Source organism: Sinobaca sp. TMA16-18, assembly GCF_059510535.1.
The window spans coordinates 116,940-135,593 of the sequence record NZ_JCAKFM010000006.1; the positions used below are offsets into that span (position 1 = coordinate 116,940).

An 18,654-nucleotide genomic window follows, 5' to 3' on the forward strand; every position below is an offset into this window, starting at 1 on the left:
CTTTCCTCCTTTAATTATCGAACAACTCCACTGCCATCCTGGCTTTGAATAAAAGCTTCTACATCGTCTTTTGCTAAAACAAATGCGTCCCCGTCAATAGAATGGGCCAATACCCCTGCGGCAGCAGCAAATTGGATCTGGTCTTCCAGGCTTCTGTCGGCATGATGCACAAATTGATATAAGAACCCGGCGGCATAAGCGTCTCCGCCTCCAATTCGATCTTGGATCGTGATATTAAAAGCCGGGGAATGAGCCGTTCCTTTTTGTTTGTGCACGACAGAGGCCTGCAGCGTATGTTTTGTATTCGAGCAGGTGGTTCTTGTCATAGAAGCAAAGCGGCCGATGTCATATTCTTTCATAAAAGAAGCAGTCATATCCGCATGTTCTTCTTTCTTGTATCCGAGAATATGAGTTAAATCTTTGGAACTGCCAAAACATATATCCACGTATGGCAGAATCTCTTGAAAGGCGTGCTTTGCTTCATTTATTTCCCATAACTTGCTTCTGTAGTTGAAATCAAAGCTGATGCTGATGCCCCTGCGCGAAGCTTCTTTCACGACGGCGAGAGCCGCCTGTTTCGCTTCACGACCTAAAGCCAGCGTTATCCCAGTCGTATGAAGAACTTCGACTCCGTCAAAAAGCTCATCCCAGGCCAGGTCCTCCGGCGTCCATTCTGTAAATGAAGAAAAAGCTCTATCATAGGTCACTTTCGATGGTCTTTCGGATGTTCCTTTTTCCACAAAATAAAGTCCTACCCGCGATCCCTGCCGGGCAATAAAAGAAGTATCGACTCCCTCTTTCTGCAGGGCAGCCAGTGCCATCCCGCCAACGGCGTTATCGGGGAGGGCTGTCAAAGCACGTGCATTCCCTCCCAGATTGCTGAAAGCGACGGCTACATTCATCTCCGCCCCTCCTACATAAACATTCCATTGATCTGTCTGTTTCAACGTCCGCTCTCCGGGAGGTGACAAGCGGATCAGCAGCTCTCCCAACGTAACAATTCGTCCCATGCTTTCCCTCCTGTTCAATACGTACTTTCCCCGCAATCTATTTTCTGAAATTAGTAAATGGATATTAGGATCCAATGGAAAAATATCGTTTCGCATTGTAATAGCAGATATTTTCTACATATTCTTTTAACAGCGCTTCATCGTTTGGCGCTTTTCCTTCTTCGACCCATTTACCGATCATATTGCATAGTATTCTTCTGAAATATTCATGCCTGGAAAAAGACAGGAAACTTCTGGAATCTGTCAACATTCCAATAAAGTGATAAATCAGCCCGATGTTGGCAAGAGAGCTCATCTGTTTTTCCATTCCATCAATATGATCATTAAACCACCACGCCGTACCCGTCTGAATTTTGCCGGGCAGGCTGCCGCTTTGAAAATTACCGGCCATGGAAGCCAAAATATCGTGATTGTTCGCGTTCACGCTGTATAAAATGGTTTTAGGCAGCTTTTGTTTGTACTCCAGCTGATCAAGCAGCTTCGCCAGTTTTTCTGAAACACCGCCATCACCGATGGAATCAAATCCGGTGTCTTTTCCTGCGAGTTCCAGCATTTTCTTATTGTTGTTGCGCTGGGGATGAAGATGAAGCTGCATCGCCCAGTTTTTGTCTGCGTATTTTTCGCCGAGGAAAAGCAGAATATGAGTCTGGTACTGCTCTACCTCTTTGGGAGACAAAGTTTTTCCCTGTTTTCTTTTCTGGAAAATTTCAGCTGCTTCTTCTTTCGTTGCCTTTTCAAAAAACACATGTGAAATACCATGGTCAGCGCTCCGGCACCCCATTTCATCAAACCAGTCGATTCGATTTTCCAGTGCATCCAACAGCTGATCATAGTTTTGAATGGAAGCGGCGGTCGTCTGTTCCATTCTTTCTATCCAATTTAGGTAATCCGGCTGATCAATAAAAATAGCAGGATCTGCCCGGAAGGAAGGCGATACTTGAAAATCGCTGTGACCCTCCAGCTTTTTATGAGAAAGCAGCGGATCGGCCGGGTCATCTGTCGTGCCGATAAATTCCACTTTATCTTTTTTCAGCAATGACTGAACCGAGTACTCCGGGGACTGCAGCTTTTCTTTTGTCTCCCCCCATATTTTTTCAGCCGTACTTTTGTTTAAAGGATCTGTAATACCGAAATAACGTCTTAATTCCAAATGGGTCCAATGATAAAGCGGATTTCCAAGCGTCTTTGGTACGGTCCCGGCCCAGGCCATAAACTTTTCATAGTCGCCCGCATTTCCTGTTACATAAGCTTCTTCTATGCCATTGGCACGAAGGGCTCTCCATTTGTAGTGATCTCCGTTCAGCCAAATTTCACCTAGATTTTGAAATGATTTATCCTCCGCAATTTCCTCTGGAGGCAGGTGATTATGGTAATCAATAATGGGCAGATGGGCAGCCGTGTCATGATACAGTTTTTTGGCCATTTTCGTATTCAATAGAAAATCTTCCTGCATAAATGTATTCATTTTATCTTCTCCTTTTGATTTGTTTACTAGACAAACTAAAACTTATATAATGATGACAATCGCTGCCATACTATGACGCCTGGAGGAATGTATATGAATACCGGAGATACCCACTACATTAAACGTATGAACCGACGAATCATTATCGAAAATGTCATCAAACATGTCTCGCTCTCCCGAAGCGAATTATCACGCATTACGGGGTTAAATAAAGCAACTATCTCTTCCCAGGTTGGTGAACTGATGGAAGAAGGACATATCGTAGAACGGGAAACCGGGGCTTCTGTGACAAGAGGACGAAAGCCCATTATGATTGAAATTAATGAACGAGCCGGCTTTACCATTGGCATTGACATTGATGAACAGGTTATCAATATACTGTGCTGTGATTTGAAGGGACAGCTTATTCACCGGCAGTCCGTGACGTTGGACACTCATCACTTTGCGGAGATGACAGAATCCCTCCTAAATATATTAAAAGAGGAGATTCTTCCAGCCAGCTCCCTGCTGCAGGAAATACCATTGGTCGGAATTGGCGTCGGTATTCATGGCATTGTAAATAATGATCATCAGATTGTATTTACTCCGAAACAGGAATGGGCCAATGAAAATATCAAAAGCAAATTAGAACAGGAAATAAATGTTCCTGTTTTTGTCGACAATAGTGCCAACCTATCTGTTTTCGCCGAGCAGGTTTACTACGAGCAGGTTTCTGATTTATTCTGCCTGACACTTCATTCTGGAATTGGACTTGGTATCATAAAGGATTTTGATATCTACCGGGGATTCCAAGGTTTCGCCGGCGAAATCGGCCATATGATTGTTGAACCAAAAGGCCTTCCCTGCCCCTGCGGCAATCATGGCTGCTGGGAATTGTATGCTTCCAATAAAGCCCTTTTAAAGAATCTGAATCAGGAGACTGCTTCGTTAACAACAGAAAGCCTGAACGCCCTGTTTCATGAGGAGGTTAAGGGTACCATCCTGGAAGACTATCTAAACTATCTGGCTTTAGGATTGAATAATGTCATTAATATTTTCAATCCGGAACGTATTGTTATTAACAGTGCTCTTTTTTCAGCCCGGCCGGAACTGCTGTCGGCGTTAACTGACAGGTTCCAGTCTAAATTCAATAACTATGACGAGTTGAAGATCTCCCGCCTAAATGAGGATGCCTGTGCTTATGGAGCCGCCGCTTTAGCTTTTAAGGGATTTTTTGATATTACTATTGTCGACCATTCCAAGCGGCACTCCCAGCAGATGAAAATTGATACACTGTGATGTGAATTGATGTTATAGAAGATCAAACAGTCCTGGAAGGAAGAGGCTGATCTGCGGCACAAATGTAATAACAATGACCATAATGATCAGTACGATAAAGTAAGGCACCAGCATCTTTATCACATCTTCCAGCCTGGCTTTAGCCACACTCGTTCCGACAAACAGAACACTTCCTACAGGAGGCGTGATATTACCAATACAAAGGTTGAACGCGATTATGATTCCAAAATGCACAGGATCTACACCAAGCTCTGTAATAACCGGGAAGAATATTGGCGTAAAGATTAATACAGCCGGCGTAATATCCATAAATGTTCCCATTATTAACAAAATCAGATTAATAATTAACAGCAGCACAATGGTACTTTCTGTCAGGGACAGCAGGCTTTCGCTGATACTTGATGGAATCCCCGTATAGGACATCACGAGTGAAAATAGAGAGGATGCTGTGATAAGAAATAAAATCATACCTGTAATTTCAATGGTCTCTTTAAAAATTGTTTTAAATTGATCTAATTTCAATTGTCTATAGATGAGAGAAAGCACTAAAGCATAAAGTACAGCTACTGCCGCACCCTCAGTGGCCGTAAATATTCCGGCTACTATACCCCCGATAACAATGACGATTAACAACAGGCTCGGGATCGCATCTACAGCAATAAAAGCGCGGTCCTTCCAGCTGATTTTCTCCGATACCGGGTATTTTCTTTTTTTCGCATATACGTAAGCGACAGTCATAACGGCCAGGCCCCATAAAATACCAGGCAGATATCCGGCCATAAACAAAGCTGCTACTGACGTTCCGCCACTAACGAGGGAATAGACGATCAGCATTGAGCTCGGCGGTATCAGAAGTCCTGCCGGAGCAGAAGCGATATTTACCGCTGCCGTATATGTCCGGGAATAATTCTGGCGAAGAGCCATCGGCGTCATAATCCGGCCCATCGCAGCCGCAGCTGCTACACTGGAACCGGAAATAGAACCAAACAGCATATTACCGACAACGTTAGTATGGGCAAGCGAGCCTGGAAGGCGTCCTACCAGCACTTTTGCCAGATTAATTAATTTGAAGGCGATGCCGCCATTGTTCATAATCGTACCGGCTAACACAAACAGCGGAATAGCCAATATCGTGAAATTATCAACCCCGGTTGCCAGCCGCTGTGCCGCTGTAATGATGGATACATCAAAGGGCAGGACAAGACTGATTGTTAACACCGAGCTTATAGCGATGGATAGGGCAATGGGTACACCGAGCAGCAGCAGAACCCCTAAAATGCCAAATAACATGAGGCTGGCTAGTAAAGTCATTGACCCGTCTCCTCTCTATTTTCAGAATATGTTTCCGGCGTAATGAGATGACCGACAGCATAAATAGTCATCAACAGTCCGGATACAGGCAGCGCACTGTAAACAAACAGCATAGATAACCCTGTGGCCGGCGCGACTTCGGTAAACGTATAGGAAAGCAGCCATATGCCCCCTACGATCATGACCACTACTCCAAAGACAATCCACAATATGTTTACGAATCGGTTCAACCCTATCTGCCAGCCGTAACTCAGCTTTTCTTTAATAAACGTAATCGAAATATGCTGCTGCTGACCGAGAACGTATGTCGCAGTCAAGAGCGTAAACCATATGAGCATAAAACGAATAATTTCTTCGCTTGTGGTGCTTGGCGCGTCCAGGAAATATCGTGCAATAACCTGCCAGATCGACAGCGTAGTCATCGCCGTAATAAGAAATGCATTAACGATCAGAAGCAGTTTATCCAGCGTTTTTTTGACCTGTTTCACCTTATGATTCCTCCTTTATCCGGGAATAAATATCTGCAGTATCAGGATCTTCCTGAAATTGTTCATGCAGCGGCTGTACAGCGTCAATAAATGACTGCTTATCCATGTCGTAAAATGTTACACCCATTTCTTCTTTAGCAATTTCGACTGACTCCTCAACCATTTCCGCCCAGACATCTTCATGGTAAGCCGTGGATTCTTCAGAGGCTTCTTCGATAATCTGACTTTCTTCCTCGGTTAAATCACTGTATGTGTCTTCATTCATGATGAGCATATCCGGTACAATAGCGTGCTCTGTTATAAAATAATGTTTGGCTACTTCTCCGTGGCTGCTATTTACTAATGCGGTTTCATTATTTTCCGCAGCGTCAATAACACCGGACTGCAGCGCTGTGTAAACTTCTCCGTAGCTCATTGGGGTTGGCGTTCCTCCAAGCGCTTCGATCATCTGCACGCTTGTCTGACTGGGCTGCACTCTTGTTTTTAACCCTCTCATATCCTCCGCCGTTTCGATAATCCGGTCTTTCGTATACATGTTCCGTACTCCTGCATCGTAATACGTAAGGCCTCTGAACCCAATATCCGTTGTATTCAGGTAAATTTCATCCGTTACTTCCTCATCTGACATCACCTGCTTGAAGCTTTCTTCGCTTTCAAACATATAGGGCAGGCTAAAAATAGAATAGATCGGATCAAACCCTTCCAGGGCACTTGCGCTTACTTTAGAAATATCAACCGTGCCAATCTGCGTATTTTCTATTACTTCTCTTTCACTGCCGAGCTCTCCATTTGGATAAATATCAATGAGGAGCTCTCCATCTGATTTCTCATCGACGAGCTCTGCAAAACGTTCCAGTGACAAATGAATAGGATGATCCGTAGGCTGATTATGGGCAAGTGTTAACTCTTTGGCCTCTTCTTCTCCCGCTGCCTGTTGACAGCCTGCTGCTGCGAGAAGCAGCAGAGGCAGCCAGATATAACTTTTTTTCATCGTATGTTACCCCTCTCATTATGTGTGAAATAACGCTGTTTCTTCTCCATTGATCCAAAGCGCTCTCGTTTCAGAGGAAGGTATATGAAAAGCAAACCGCTGCGGTACATCTTCTATCGAACTTTTTTTATTAATAGAAAGAGAAATGGAAGAGTCACTCGTTTCCATTGTCATATTGAACTGAGTGATCTCTTCTTTTCCATACTCTTCAGTGCTGGTGTAGTAGGAAAAAGAAGCCATGGTCCCGGAAGCGCCCGGATAAAGCTGTACCCGCACTTCCTCCTTTTCTTCTACAGGAAGAATGCTTCCGCCTTTCACCATGACTGGCGTGTACTCCAGCGGAGCCGGCACAGCAGCACTCTGCCCCCCTTCATACCATTTTTCCGTATAAAGGTCATACCATCCTCCGTCGTGTGTTGGAAGGTATACCGTTCTCTCCCGCTGCTCCGGCTCGACGATCGTGCAGACGAGCAGATCTCCGCCAAGCATAAATTCATCATTCTCTTTATAGGAGACCGGATCTTCCGGGAAATTGTAAAAGACCGGACGGATAATAGGTTCATACGAGGTTGACGAATGGTGGCCTATAGAATATAAATAACCAGCAAGCCGGCGGTGCCAATTCATCGTACTCGATACTTTTTCCGTAATTTCCGGATACATCCAGGGTTCATTTACTGTATTGTCATCGTTCCAGGAATGAATGGTAAAGCGCGGATAATAAATATTGCTCTGAATCCAGCGCAGAAGAAGTTCCGGCTCCGGCGCTCCTCCGGCAAAACCGCCGGTATCATGACCGAAGTTATACACACCAGAGAGACTGAGTCCAATCGCCATTTTGATGTTGTACTTCAGCGTGTGCCAGCTCGTGTCATTATCGCCTGTCCATGTCTGCGCATATCTGCCGATTCCTGCGCTGCCCGACCTGGTAACAAGAAAAGGACGGCGTCCAGGGTCATGTTCGAGCTGGGCTGCTAATGACACTTTAGTCATAAGCATTGGAAAAATGGCACGATGATCTTGAAACCTTCCCTTTTTGCCGAACAAATCAATAACCGCATCCGGATCCCATACTTCAAACTCGTTGTTATCATTCCAGGTTGAGTCGATTCCGTTATGGAGCAGCTGTTCTGTTACATTTTCTTTCCACCATGAGATTGTTTTTTCATTCGTAAAGTCCAAATAAACGCCAAGGTCATCCCAAAACTGCTGTTGCAACGGCTCCCCGTCTTCGTTTTTAATCGTCATTCCCTGCTCGGATGCTTCTTTGAATTTAGGATGATTAACGAGCAGGCTTGGTTTGATATTAGCGATAATCTTTATGCCTTCTTCATGAAAATCTTCGGTAAACCGTTTTGGCTCCGGAAACTTCTCTCGATTCCAGTGAAAGACATACCGTTTATCCTGAATAGACGTATAGCCGGAGGATAAGTGAAAGGAAGAGCATGGTATATTATGCGTTTTGCAGTTTTCAATAAATTCTCCAAGGCGTTCCTGAGATCGGGGTTCATCCGTATACGTCATCGTAGAGCCGGAATAGCCATAGCTCCATTTAGGCATCCGCGCCGGCCGACCGGTTAACCAGGAGAATGTTTTCGTTACTTCCGGCACGCTCGGTCCCAGAATGAAATAGTAATCCAGGAACTCAGAGCGCGTTTCAAAATAGCGGTAGCTGCCGTGATAATTATCTTTTTCCTTTCCCAGGTCGAAAGCGCATTCATTATAATCATCGTAGTAGAGGCCGTAGGCAAGGCCGCTTGTCTCGGAATAGGTCACATAATAAGGAATATGCTTATACAGCGGATCTGTCTTTTCTGCGTCATATCCCATCGCGTCAATATTGAGCATACGGAAACGTTCCCCGTATTTATTAACATTGCCCGTTTTTTCTCCAAGCCCAAAATATAATTCCCCGTTTTTTCTCGTCAGGTAATGAGAAACCGGTGCCTTTTTGGCAATTTGAAAAAAATAGGCCTGGGTGCTTCGGTCTTCTGCTATCCATCTGTCCTTTTTTGTTTTTTCATCTATCGCATACCAGGTAAAATGCAGATGCGCTTTATTGATCACAACCTTAATCTTTTCCGTTGTAACGATCAGCTGCGTATCACTTTCTTCCAGTTCATAAGAAGGCAGTTCAAAAAGCTCTGAAATTTTCTCCCTTTGTATTCCTTCCAACGGCATGGCTGTATCTCCTGGAGCAACCGCCCATGAATTAATAGGAACATCCGAGGCCTGTTTGGTGACAGCCACTCTAATAATATCTGCTGTTAATACATAGATAGAGGCATATACTTCATAGAACGGGCAGTATAGCGTAAGCGTGTTCATTTCGCTTTTTATCATATGAAAGGTAACGTCTTTACTCATTAATAAATCACCCTTTTTTAATTTGTTTACTAAACAAATTAATTATTTCCTTCATAATAATCCTTTTTGGATCGTTTGGCAACTAGAATCTTAAGGAGCTTGTCTTTCCAATAACAATCCCCTGTGAAGATTTTCTTCGCAGGGGATTGTTTATGCTGTTCTTTTTTTTCGCAGCAAAAGCAGGAAGTCAAGGCCGGCAGCTTGCCGTCCTCTTTCTCAACTGGTACTGCAGGTTTTTCTACAGAACCGGAAGGCGCTGCTGCGATGATTTGTTCTGCTGCTTCCTCTACCACAGGCAGTGCTTCTGCACCGCCGAACTCTTTAATAAATACAATTCTTCCTAAGTGTACTGTTTCCTTTTCAAAAGAAAAGATGTAAAAAAATGGTACATGCTGCATTCCCTTTTATTCTTTCCCTTCCTTGTTACAATAGGAAAGAATGCTTTAAAGGAGGAAACAGACATGGTCACGCTGAATACCGCGCAGAAGCGGCTGATTATCTTTATTGTTGTCGGAGGGAACTTTTTGTTTTTATTTAATCAGTTTCTATTGATTACGGCGTTCCCGACGCTGATGGAAGAATTCAACGTCAACGCGGCTCAGGTGCAGTGGCTGACAACCGCGTTTTTGTTAACATCTGCTGTGTTTATTCCAATGAGCGGCTATTTAATTGACCGGTTTACGACACGAGGCCTCGTGCTGACATCGTTTTTATTTCTTGCAGCGGGTACGCTTCTTGCGCTTGTGTCCGACAGCTTTGCCATGCTCATTTTGTCCCGGGTGATCCAGGCGGTCGGCGCGGGCATTATGCTCCCTCTCGTTCAGACGGTGCTGCTGCTCATTTTTCCGATCGAGCAGCGCGGCAAAGCAATGGGGCTCCTCGGTCTTGTGATGAATGTGGCGCCGGCCACCGGACCTGCGGTTTCCGGTTATATTATTGATGTGTATACATGGAAGCATTTATTCTGGATTATTCTGCCGCCGACGCTTCTGCTCCTGCTTTTAGCCATGTTTTATTTAAAAAATATAACCGAGCAGCGCAGAACCCGCTTTGACATTCCTTCGGTGCTGCTTTCTACGCTCGGCCTGACCGGTCTGCTCGTCGGTTCCAGCTATATCAGCACAGCCGGCTTGCTGCACTGGAGTGTATGGGTGCCTGTAGCTGCCGGCATTATCAGTCTGTATGTGTTTGGCAGACGACAGCTGTGGCTGACGGCTCCTATACTAAACGTGCGGGTATTTCGCTACCCGGTATACGCCCTTACAACAGGATCGGTATTTTTTGTAGGGATTCTGCTGTTGTCGACAGAAACGATTCTGCCTCTGTTTGCGCAGGACGTGCAGGGCAGCAGCGCGTTTGTATCCGGTTTTCTATTAATGCCCGGCACGGCCGTACTTGCTTTTATGTCTCTTGCCGGCGGTATGGCTTATGATAAATACGGCGGCCGGTTGTTAATTAATACCGGTTTTGTTCTGCTGATTGCTTCCGTGATTCTATTTATCTTCATGCAGCCGGATACGTCGGTCATTCTTATTGCTGCCATCTTCTGTTTGTTTATGGCGGGCATTGGGATGACAATGATGCCGCAGGTGGCCGCCGGCATGAACGACCTGCCCCGGGAGGAACTGGCTCACGGTACCGCTTTAAGCAGTACGATCCGCCAGTTTGGCATGGCCCTCGGCGTTACGCTGCTTTCCACCGTGGTCAGCGCAGCTGGCGGTCCCGCTATGAGTTATGAGGATTCGCTGTTTCTCGGCATACGTCAGGCTTTTATCATTATGGCGGTCCTGGGCGTTGTGTCCTTTTCCCTGTACCTGCTGATTTTTCGTGTAGAAAAAAAGTAAGCCGGTCCGTATGTTTTAAAAAAAAGATCAGCCGGGAATTACGTTCTCCGGCTGATCTTTTGCTGGTTATGCATGCATCGCATGAAGGGTTTTATATTCGGTCGCTACGATACCCTCTGCTGTTAGCTGCCATTTTTTTAATTCAAATATCGATTTAGATTTCAGGCAGTGCGGGAGACAGTCGTATTTCACCCTTTTGGTTATGCGAAGCGAACGCTCTTCCAGCTGACGGACATAATGCAGCTTATCTTCTCCCCATTCCCAATTTTTATAAAAAGGAAGAAAAAGATGGTGGTCATTCAGCGCCTTATATTCATCTGCGCTGATAATGGATTGATTGAACAGGCGGATCCAGCGCCCGTGATACTTGCACTCTACGTAATACGTATATCCTCGCATGATGCATCTCCTTTACTCATGCCCCCATTCTACCATAACGCCTCCTAATTACTAGTACTTTAGTCAGTACATAATGCCTATTTTTACGATTTTCTCCTGTCGATTTTTTCACAATAGAGAGTGTGTATATACAAAAAAGGAAGGCCGCGGCCTTCCTTTCTTAACTACTGCTTTAATCTTCCGGTGTAAACGAGCGTTTCGCCAATTCCTGATCCATCATAATAAACGCGTTGCTGTCCTGGTCAATCCGGTTCAGCTTTTGAATCAGGTTGTCAAAAAGCGCTTCTTCTTCCACCTGTTCTTTCAGAAACCAGTTTAGAAAAGCCATTGTCGCATGCTCTCTTTCATCGAGCGCAATATCTGCCAGGTGGTAAATCCGCTTGGTGACTTCTTTTTCCTGAAGCAGGCTTTTTTCGAAACAGTCAAGAAAAGAAGAAAAGCTGTTGTTCGGCGTAATGCTGCCGTCCACCATCACCCGTTCGCCCATGTCGTTTAAAAAGTGGTAAAACTTCATCGCATGGTATCGTTCTTCTTCTGCCTGTACAAGGAAGAAATTAGCAAATCCATCCAGACCTTCTGCGGAGCAGTAGGCTGCTGTTGCCAGATAGGCATTCGCAGAATAAAACTCATAATTCATTTGATCATTTAAGTTCTGCTTTAATGTTTCGCTGATCATATGATCTCCTCCTTTTCGTTCGTTTCTTCTATTATGCCATACTTTTCTTCTGCCATTTCTTATTTTTTTCCTTAAATGCTTCATTATGGGAGGAGACCATCGCCCGGTCGCCCGCCTCCGGCTGAATATAGTATTTGGCCTGGTTGACCGCATTCGCCGCATCCTGGAAGCAGCCGGCAATCAGGTTCAGCTTCGCGTCATGCTTGACGATATCGCCTGCGGCAAACATGCCCGGGACAGACGTATGGTTCAACGGATCGCCTGCGATAAAATGAGAGTCAATCATATCAATTTTCAGCGTATTGCTCTCCAAAAGCGATTTATCCCGCTCGTAGCCGTGGTTGATGATTACTTCATCAATCGGAAGCGTACTCCGTTCCCCGGTTTCCACGTTGGTCAGCTCCACCTGGTCGATATTCTCTGTTGATTTTTCAGCGATCAGCTTGGAAATGCACGTGTTAAAATAGCATTCGGCCGAGCTGCACATAAGTTTGTCCACCTGGGCTTCGTGGGCCGCCGGGCATTCCTTCCGGTACGTCAGAAATACTTTCCCTGCAATCGGCTCGAGCGCGTTGGCCCAGTCGATTGCGGAGTTGCCTCCGCCGGAAATAATGACGTTTTTGCCTTTAAAACGGGCCAATGACTTAACTGTGTAATGCAGATTGGATATTTCGTATTTTTCCGCGCCTTCGAGCTCGAGCTTCTGCGGATTGAGAATTCCTCCGCCTATCGCCATAATGACCGTTTTGGAATAATGAACTTCCCCCCGGTCATTCGTAATCTCAAAAACGGCGGCATCGTTTTTAATAATAGAGGTTACTTTTTCATTTAAACAGACGGTCGGCTGAAACGTCATTGCCTGCTCCACCATCTGGGCAATCAGCTTTTCACCGGAAGTAGGAGGAAGTCCGCCGACATCCCAGACAATTTTCTCCGGATAGACGTTTACTTTCCCGCCGAGCACCGGCTGGTATTCCAGGATCTTCGTTTTCATTCCGCGCATCCCGCTGTAAAAAGCGGAATACAGTCCAGCCGGGCCTCCGCCCACAATCGTTACATCAAACAATTCGTGCTCTGCCATATGTACTTCCTCCTTTTATATTCCGTAAATGATTATCATTATCAATTGGTAAGTTAAGGATATCATATTCCTTTTGGATTTGCATATAAAATGAGTTCATTTCGTTCCTGCCAAACTGTGGTACAATCGATTGGACTTTTTAGGAGAGCTGAGACAGATTCAGGCGAGATGGAAAGGAATCAGGAACATGAGTAGTATAGTAACAAAAAAACAGCGCATCGCGGAGGTTGGCTATGTTCTGTTTGGATCGACCCTGATCGCATTAGCCTACAACATTTTTCTGCTGCCGTCCCGCCTTGCAGCAGGCGGCGTGTCCGGTATCAGCACCATCGTGTACGAGCTTTACCAGTTTAATCCCGCTTTCGTGCAGTGGGCCATTAACATTCCCCTGTTTTTCCTTGGCCTGCTTCTGCTTGGGAAAGATTTTGGAATGAAGTCGCTGCTCGGCACTTTTTTTGTGCCGCTTGTCATATGGGCAAGCGCTGATCTTCCCTTCGCCATCGACAATCCGCTGCTGGCAGCCATTTACGGCGGCTCGATGATCGGGGTGGGACTCGGTATTGTGTACCGGGGCCGTGGCTCCACCGGCGGGCTGTCCACGCTCGGACAGATTGTGAAAAAGTATTCCGGCCTTTCGAGCGGATACGCCCAGTTTATCGTAGACGGGTGCGTGGTCGTCACGTCCGCTGTCGTGTTCGGCCTGGAGATTGCCCTGTTTGCAATGATTTCTATTTTTGTGATGAGCAAGGTTATCGATCTCGTTCAGCTGCAGGCGTCCCCCTCCAAGCTCGTGCTTATTATTACCGAACGGGAAAAACAGATTCAAACGATTATCGGTGAGGAAATCGACCGCGGCTTAACGAAAGTCCGGTCCGTCGGCGGCTACACGAACGATGAGAAAACGATGATCCTCTGCGTAATGGAGCAGCAGGAAGCGGTCTATTTAAAGAAAATCCTGCAGACGCAGGAACCGTCTTCATTTGTGATCTTCCTGAATGCCTCCGAAATTATCGGCCGCGGATTTTCCTTTTCAAAATTTTACGGTGCGGAGAAATAAAACAATACGAAAAAACCGGTCTTCCTTTATCGGGAAGCCGGTTTTTCAATCGTATTTATTTGTTTGTCAGGCGTAAACAACTCCGTAAATTCAGCCGCAGGCATTGGCTTATAGTAGTAATACCCCTGGCCCCAGTCCACTTTGTGTTTCTGGTAGTAGCGGTGCTGTTGTTTTGTTTCAATGCCTTCTACGATGCACTGCATGTCGAGCGAATAGGCCAGTTCAATAATCGCTTCGACGATTTTTTTGCTGGAAATCGACGTTAAGTCGGCGCTCAGCTGCCTGTCAATTTTCAGGATATCAATCGGAAAGCGGTGCAGCAGGTGAAAGGAAGCATAGCCCACTCCAAAATCATCCACCGCAAGCATAATGCCTATTTTTTTCAGTTCCAGTAGATTCTTTATAATAACAGGATTGTTTTCCATAAAAATATTTTCCGTAATTTCAAAGGTGAGCTGCTCTGCAGGATACCCGGCCTGTTCTATGATGCGGTGAACATTGCAGGGGAAGGCTGGATCCTCCAGCTGCACCGGGGACACATTAACGGAAAGCTTTAAATCAGCGTTTGCCTTTTTCATTTCGCTGCAGGCTCTTTCCAACACCCAGAGACCAATAGAATGCATGGCTTCGGTTTGTTCCGCGAGCGGAATCCAGATATTCGGCGGAAAAAAACCATGAATCGGGTGATGCCAGCGTATTAAAGCCTCGACCCCGGTAATCATTTCTTTACGTATATCAACCTGAGGCTGATAGACTAATGAAAGCTGCTCATAGAATCCTTTTTCCCGCATGGCATTACGAATCGTGAATTCCTGGATTTCCATTCTTTCCTGGTCATCATTATCGGTAAAAATAAGTCCTTCTTTTCCTTTTAAGTTCCCTCTCACAGCCCGCTGTTCTGCTTTATCGCGAAGTTTACTAAAGCTGTCGAGCGTTTCGCTGCTGATCGCTGCTCCTATAACCATGCGGATATAGGATGTTTCTTCATTTACAATACAGGGAGTATCTTTCAAGTGCTGTAACAGTTTATTGACATACAGTTCTGTAGCGTCTCTTGAGTTTTCGCTTTCTGTAAACGGAAGCATGACAATAAATTTATCCTGGGCGGTCCGGCTGAAAATGCTGCTAACCGGAAATATCTCATAGAGCGCTTTTGCTATCTTCTGCAGGCGGAAATTTCCTGTTTCAAACCCATAGCGTTCATTAAAGATGCGGGTGCCGCTCAAATTAATATAGAGCAGGCTCCACGACGTATAATCGGCCTGCCTTTTTTCAAATAACGCAGCTAACGTGGATGGCAGGTAAAGACCTGTCAGGCTGTCTCTCACCTGGCTCTGCTCTACTTTCACCGCTCTTGCAATAATATACGCATACCCCTGCAATAAGGTTACCTGCGATTCCGTAAATAGAGCTGGATGATCACTTACTAAACAGAGTGTTCCCAGCGCGTCTCCATCTTCCGCCGCAACCGCTGCGCCCATAAAGCTGCCGCCGCCTGTCTGTATTGTAAACCGGTGTTCCTTTGTGAAACTGTGCTTCGTAAGATCGGGTATGACCACATTCTGTTCCGGTGCCTCAATGGCTAAGTGACAGAAACTTTCCTGATAAGGATCTTCATTCCCTTCCGGAATACAAAGGGCCGCCTGATCGAGCACTTTTCGAATAACATTTATTTTTTTGTCATTCGTGGCAAAGAAAATCGTATGATCCGGAAAATTCAGAGCCATCATTTCGAAAACTCTTTCTAAAAAAGTATGAATTCCCGTGTAATGCTTTATATCGTCTTGAATCATGTAAATCCCACCCTTTTAGTGTTACTCTTTGAACCGAAGCACTTTGCTGATAATAACGGACCGATCGACAGGCATATAAAAAGCGTTAAGCTTGTCTTTTTCTTTCATGATCGGATATGTAGGCAGCTTATCATCAACTTCCACCACTTCGGCAATAGTATCATTCGAGAGCTGGACGACGGCATGTAAGGGGAAGATTTCCAGCATTTCACAGAATGATTTCATATAATCAATATTCACATCTTTATGTTCTTGTATCACTATTTTTAATGCTTTTGGAGCGCTGAGGGATTTTCTGTAAGGCCGTTCCAGCGTCAGCGCTGAATATACGTCCACCAGCCTGAGGATGTCATGTTCCCTCTTACGGGTCTTTTTCTGCTCCTCTTCCCCGCTGCTGAGGACACTTAATGGATGATGGTGATATTTCAAAATATCTGTCACATAAGCGCTGTACCCTTTTTGCTTCAGAAGATGATATCCTTCTCCTGTATGGGCCCGCATCTGCAGCATTTCTTTTGAACTCAGTGCAGTGGTTTTGGTTAGAATCTTTTTTTCCACCCGCAGCTTGCCGATATCATGAAGCAGGCAGGCTTTGGAAAATTCCGTCACGTGCTTCACTTCCATCTTTTTTGCGAACAGCGATCCAAGAATAAACACATCAAGCGAATGATGATACGTGTTAAGGTCCCAGGATTTCAGCTGCTGGAGCAGACCGTAGGTACTTTTCTCCGCTGTAATTTCAATAAACAGTTTCTGAATCCAAAGATAGGCGTCCACATCATTTACCGCATAGCCGAACCGATACTCATTCCCGAGCTGGAGCATATCCTGCAAAAAAGTCAGAAGAGTCTGCCTTTTTTCTTCGGATAATGATTGTAAGTCAATGTTTCTTTCTTTCGAATGCTCCTGATCATCTGCTTCTATTGAAACAAATTCGATGTCCCACTGCTTTAACTTCCGTATTAAAACAGCTGTTACATTATGACCTTTTTTAACAATAAGAGATGGGCCTTTATATATATCTTCGGCTACAACTGCACCTTCCTTTAGATCTATAATTTTCACATTTCTCAATTTAAGTCCTCCTTAAATTGTACCTTATTACCTGTTATTATATACCTACTTAACAGCAATTGAAAGGAAATATGTGAAGTTTATGTATATTTAATAATTAAAAATAACTATTTAAAAATAAATATATTAAGTTTATATAAACATACTTAATATTTTTCACTCAAAAAAGAGTTTAGGCATACAGACCTAAACCCTTTTTGAATACCTGCTGTTTAGCTTCTTTTTAAGCTGGAAACCCGATTCGCAGCAACAGTAATTACTAAAGCTAAAATAAAGGCGGCAGCCATCGCGATAATAAAACCAGCTGCATTATTCGTTAGAAGCGGTGCTGCAAACGTTGGCACATAAGCTGTGCCTCTCACATTAAATAACCCAACGAGGGCTCCTCCCACTCCAGCCGAAAACACAGCCCCGGCAAAAACGAATTTATTGGAAAACATAAATGGATATGCCGCTTCTACAAAAGTTCCAAAGCCCATATTTATTAAAAAACCAGGAGCAGCCGCGGCTGCTTCCCCTTTATCTCTTGGAGAAATCACATTGGCCAGGGTAATGCCGGCTGACACCATCACGAGTCCCACCATATCGATTGCGCCTAAGAAGCTGTTTCCCGCTGTTTCCATCTCCAGCAGAACAATAGGAAGAATGGCTGCGTGATACACACCGCCAAGTATAGCCGGCCAAATAAGCAATCCTGCAAGCGCACCTGCCATAATTGGATTAAAAGCTATCGCAGATTCAATAAGAGCTTTAATACCGTTTCCAGTCTGCAGCGCTATCGGAGCAAGCAGGAAGTACACAATAAGACCCGCTGCCAGTCCGGAAAGCCCTCCTGCTACGATATTAACGGTCGTCATAGGAAACCGCCACTGCACGCATTTTCTAAACAAGTAATGAACAAATATTCCGGCTAGAATACCACCGATAATTCCACCGATAATTCCGCCTTCCACCGACAGGACTCCGGCTATAACACCGGCTGCGATCGACACTTCATCCAAATCGGACACCTGCTTGGCTGCGATAGCCGCCAGAACGACCGGGAGTGCTTGAATCATAATATCAAATACTTCTCCAAGTGCGCTGAAAGCCGGAATCCGGCTCAGAGCAAGCACAATAGCCATCGCGATAAAACCGGGCAGCGCCGACACCATAATTCCCCTTAGGCTGATATTTTTAAATACATTAGCCGGTTTCCCCGCCTCCAGCTGTGATCGGCTGCCAATCACCGGCTGATAAGACATATTCCAATGTTTAGCCAGCGAGGCAATAAAAGAAACAGCTCTTGTCCGGCTGGTAGTGCCTGTTGTGCCTGATTGGGAAATAACCCTCGCGCCTTTGCTTCCGATCAAAGCCATTGATGTGCCGCCGGTACCGACGATCGGCAGCTTTTTATCAGCTGCTGCTTCTATCGTTAACCGGTTTACCCCTTCCGGATCAGAACTCATGACGATTAAACCGTCTAATTGGCCGTTATGTATCTGCTCTGCTATTTCTTTATCGAGCCTCGCTGCCTCTTGATTTACATCTTGCAGACTTCCCTCAAAAGCAACTTCCGGCTGCCCCTGTGCACTTTGTGTAAAAATCCTGGCACGGACGCTTTCTTTTGCTGAGTCCATTGATTCTTCTGCTGCAATAAATTGAATAGCTCCTATTTGAAGTTCTGTACTGCTGCTCTGCGTAATAATTTCCTCTAACAGCTTTTCCGGCTTTTTTCCGCCTAAACTGTACAAATTACCTCCACTGCTTCCAATAATAGCAATTGTTTTCATTTTTTACGTTTTCCCTTCTAATTATAATTCTATTACATCGAACACCAG

General features: G+C 45.1%; 16 protein-coding genes. 3 read left to right on the plus strand and 13 right to left on the minus strand.

Going from position 1 to position 18,654, the window contains the following annotated elements:
* Positions 1-14 precede the first annotated feature (14 nt).
* A complete protein-coding gene (locus AC5W14_RS12210) occupies positions 15-1,010 on the minus strand; it encodes a PfkB family carbohydrate kinase (RefSeq protein WP_496194549.1) in 996 nt (331 codons plus the stop codon).
* 64 nt (positions 1,011-1,074) lie between these two features.
* Positions 1,075-2,475: a glucuronate isomerase gene (gene uxaC / locus AC5W14_RS12215; protein WP_496194550.1), complete on the minus strand. Its 1,401-nt coding sequence runs from the start codon at positions 2,473-2,475 to the stop codon at positions 1,075-1,077.
* A gap of 93 nt (positions 2,476-2,568) precedes the next feature.
* On the opposite strand from uxaC, the gene AC5W14_RS12220 reads away from it, so the two are divergent.
* Complete coding sequence (locus AC5W14_RS12220; RefSeq protein ID WP_496194551.1) at positions 2,569-3,753, plus strand: ROK family transcriptional regulator; 1,185 nt, start codon at positions 2,569-2,571, stop codon at positions 3,751-3,753.
* A gap of 12 nt (positions 3,754-3,765) precedes the next feature.
* On the opposite strand, the gene AC5W14_RS12225 is transcribed toward AC5W14_RS12220, so the two are convergent.
* The 5 genes from AC5W14_RS12225 to AC5W14_RS12245 are packed head-to-tail and all read right to left on the minus strand — an operon-like array spanning position 3,766 to position 9,308.
* Positions 3,766-5,064: a TRAP transporter large permease gene (locus AC5W14_RS12225; RefSeq protein WP_496194552.1), complete on the minus strand. Its 1,299-nt coding sequence runs from the start codon at positions 5,062-5,064 to the stop codon at positions 3,766-3,768.
* Complete coding sequence (locus AC5W14_RS12230; RefSeq protein ID WP_496194553.1) at positions 5,061-5,552, minus strand: TRAP transporter small permease; 492 nt, start codon at positions 5,550-5,552, stop codon at positions 5,061-5,063. Before AC5W14_RS12230 ends, AC5W14_RS12225 begins: the two co-directional genes overlap by 4 nt.
* A 1-nt stretch (position 5,553) precedes the next feature.
* Complete coding sequence (locus AC5W14_RS12235) at positions 5,554-6,543, minus strand: TRAP transporter substrate-binding protein (protein WP_496194554.1); 990 nt, start codon at positions 6,541-6,543, stop codon at positions 5,554-5,556.
* A gap of 18 nt (positions 6,544-6,561) precedes the next feature.
* Entirely contained in the window at positions 6,562-8,910 is a 2,349-nt protein-coding gene (locus AC5W14_RS12240) for a glycoside hydrolase family 31 protein (RefSeq protein ID WP_496194555.1), read from the minus strand.
* A gap of 38 nt (positions 8,911-8,948) precedes the next feature.
* The gene (locus AC5W14_RS12245) at positions 8,949-9,308 is read right to left on the minus strand and encodes a hypothetical protein (protein ID WP_496194556.1); all 360 of its coding nucleotides are present in this window, start codon (positions 9,306-9,308) and stop codon (positions 8,949-8,951) included.
* 63 nt (positions 9,309-9,371) lie between these two features.
* Between AC5W14_RS12245 and AC5W14_RS12250 the strand changes: the two genes are divergently transcribed.
* Positions 9,372-10,754: a DHA2 family efflux MFS transporter permease subunit gene (locus tag AC5W14_RS12250; RefSeq protein WP_496194557.1), complete on the plus strand. Its 1,383-nt coding sequence runs from the start codon at positions 9,372-9,374 to the stop codon at positions 10,752-10,754.
* Between the two features lie 66 nt (positions 10,755-10,820).
* Here the strand turns inward: AC5W14_RS12250 and AC5W14_RS12255 are convergent, their stop codons facing one another.
* The 3 genes from AC5W14_RS12255 to AC5W14_RS12265 form a co-directional block, all read right to left on the minus strand.
* Entirely contained in the window at positions 10,821-11,153 is a 333-nt protein-coding gene (locus tag AC5W14_RS12255) for a hypothetical protein (RefSeq protein WP_496194558.1), read from the minus strand.
* A 172-nt stretch (positions 11,154-11,325) separates the two neighbouring features.
* Positions 11,326-11,829 (minus strand): ferritin, encoded by a 504-nt coding sequence (locus tag AC5W14_RS12260; protein WP_496057633.1) that lies wholly within the window; start codon positions 11,827-11,829, stop codon positions 11,326-11,328.
* 31 nt (positions 11,830-11,860) lie between these two features.
* The gene (locus tag AC5W14_RS12265) at positions 11,861-12,910 is read right to left on the minus strand and encodes an NAD(P)/FAD-dependent oxidoreductase (RefSeq protein WP_496057634.1); all 1,050 of its coding nucleotides are present in this window, start codon (positions 12,908-12,910) and stop codon (positions 11,861-11,863) included.
* A gap of 187 nt (positions 12,911-13,097) precedes the next feature.
* On the opposite strand from AC5W14_RS12265, the gene AC5W14_RS12270 reads away from it, so the two are divergent.
* On the plus strand, positions 13,098-13,967 hold the full coding sequence (locus AC5W14_RS12270) for a YitT family protein (protein WP_496194559.1): 870 nt from the start codon (positions 13,098-13,100) through the stop codon (positions 13,965-13,967).
* A gap of 26 nt (positions 13,968-13,993) precedes the next feature.
* Here AC5W14_RS12270 and AC5W14_RS12275 read toward each other — a convergent pair whose 3' ends face one another.
* From AC5W14_RS12275 to AC5W14_RS12285, 3 genes are all read right to left on the minus strand, one after another.
* Positions 13,994-15,760 (minus strand): bifunctional diguanylate cyclase/phosphodiesterase, encoded by a 1,767-nt coding sequence (locus tag AC5W14_RS12275; protein WP_496194560.1) that lies wholly within the window; start codon positions 15,758-15,760, stop codon positions 13,994-13,996.
* A gap of 21 nt (positions 15,761-15,781) precedes the next feature.
* Entirely contained in the window at positions 15,782-16,825 is a 1,044-nt protein-coding gene (locus AC5W14_RS12280; RefSeq protein WP_496194635.1) for an HD-GYP domain-containing protein, read from the minus strand.
* Positions 16,826-17,046: 221 nt separating this feature from the next.
* Positions 17,047-18,606, minus strand: coding sequence for a PTS sugar transporter (locus tag AC5W14_RS12285; RefSeq protein ID WP_496194561.1), 1,560 nt, complete (start codon positions 18,604-18,606; stop codon positions 17,047-17,049).
* Positions 18,607-18,654: the final 48 nt, after the last annotated feature.

Coding starts and splice junctions, on each gene's coding strand:
- AC5W14_RS12260 (WP_496057633.1), bottom strand. CDS start 11,829: ATGATCAGCGAAACATTAAAGCAGAACTTAAATGATCAAATGAATTAT.
- uxaC (WP_496194550.1), bottom strand. CDS start 2,475: ATGAATACATTTATGCAGGAAGATTTTCTATTGAATACGAAAATGGCC.
- AC5W14_RS12210 (WP_496194549.1), bottom strand. CDS start 1,010: ATGGGACGAATTGTTACGTTGGGAGAGCTGCTGATCCGCTTGTCACCT.
- AC5W14_RS12240 (WP_496194555.1), bottom strand. CDS start 8,910: ATGAGTAAAGACGTTACCTTTCATATGATAAAAAGCGAAATGAACACG.
- AC5W14_RS12235 (WP_496194554.1), bottom strand. CDS start 6,543: ATGAAAAAAAGTTATATCTGGCTGCCTCTGCTGCTTCTCGCAGCAGCA.
- AC5W14_RS12225 (WP_496194552.1), bottom strand. CDS start 5,064: ATGACTTTACTAGCCAGCCTCATGTTATTTGGCATTTTAGGGGTTCTG.
- AC5W14_RS12220 (WP_496194551.1), top strand. CDS start 2,569: ATGAATACCGGAGATACCCACTACATTAAACGTATGAACCGACGAATC.
- AC5W14_RS12285 (WP_496194561.1), bottom strand. CDS start 18,606: ATGAAAACAATTGCTATTATTGGAAGCAGTGGAGGTAATTTGTACAGT.
- AC5W14_RS12270 (WP_496194559.1), top strand. CDS start 13,098: ATGAGTAGTATAGTAACAAAAAAACAGCGCATCGCGGAGGTTGGCTAT.
- AC5W14_RS12245 (WP_496194556.1), bottom strand. CDS start 9,308: ATGCAGCATGTACCATTTTTTTACATCTTTTCTTTTGAAAAGGAAACA.
- AC5W14_RS12250 (WP_496194557.1), top strand. CDS start 9,372: ATGGTCACGCTGAATACCGCGCAGAAGCGGCTGATTATCTTTATTGTT.
- AC5W14_RS12275 (WP_496194560.1), bottom strand. CDS start 15,760: ATGATTCAAGACGATATAAAGCATTACACGGGAATTCATACTTTTTTA.
- AC5W14_RS12255 (WP_496194558.1), bottom strand. CDS start 11,153: ATGCGAGGATATACGTATTACGTAGAGTGCAAGTATCACGGGCGCTGG.
- AC5W14_RS12265 (WP_496057634.1), bottom strand. CDS start 12,910: ATGGCAGAGCACGAATTGTTTGATGTAACGATTGTGGGCGGAGGCCCG.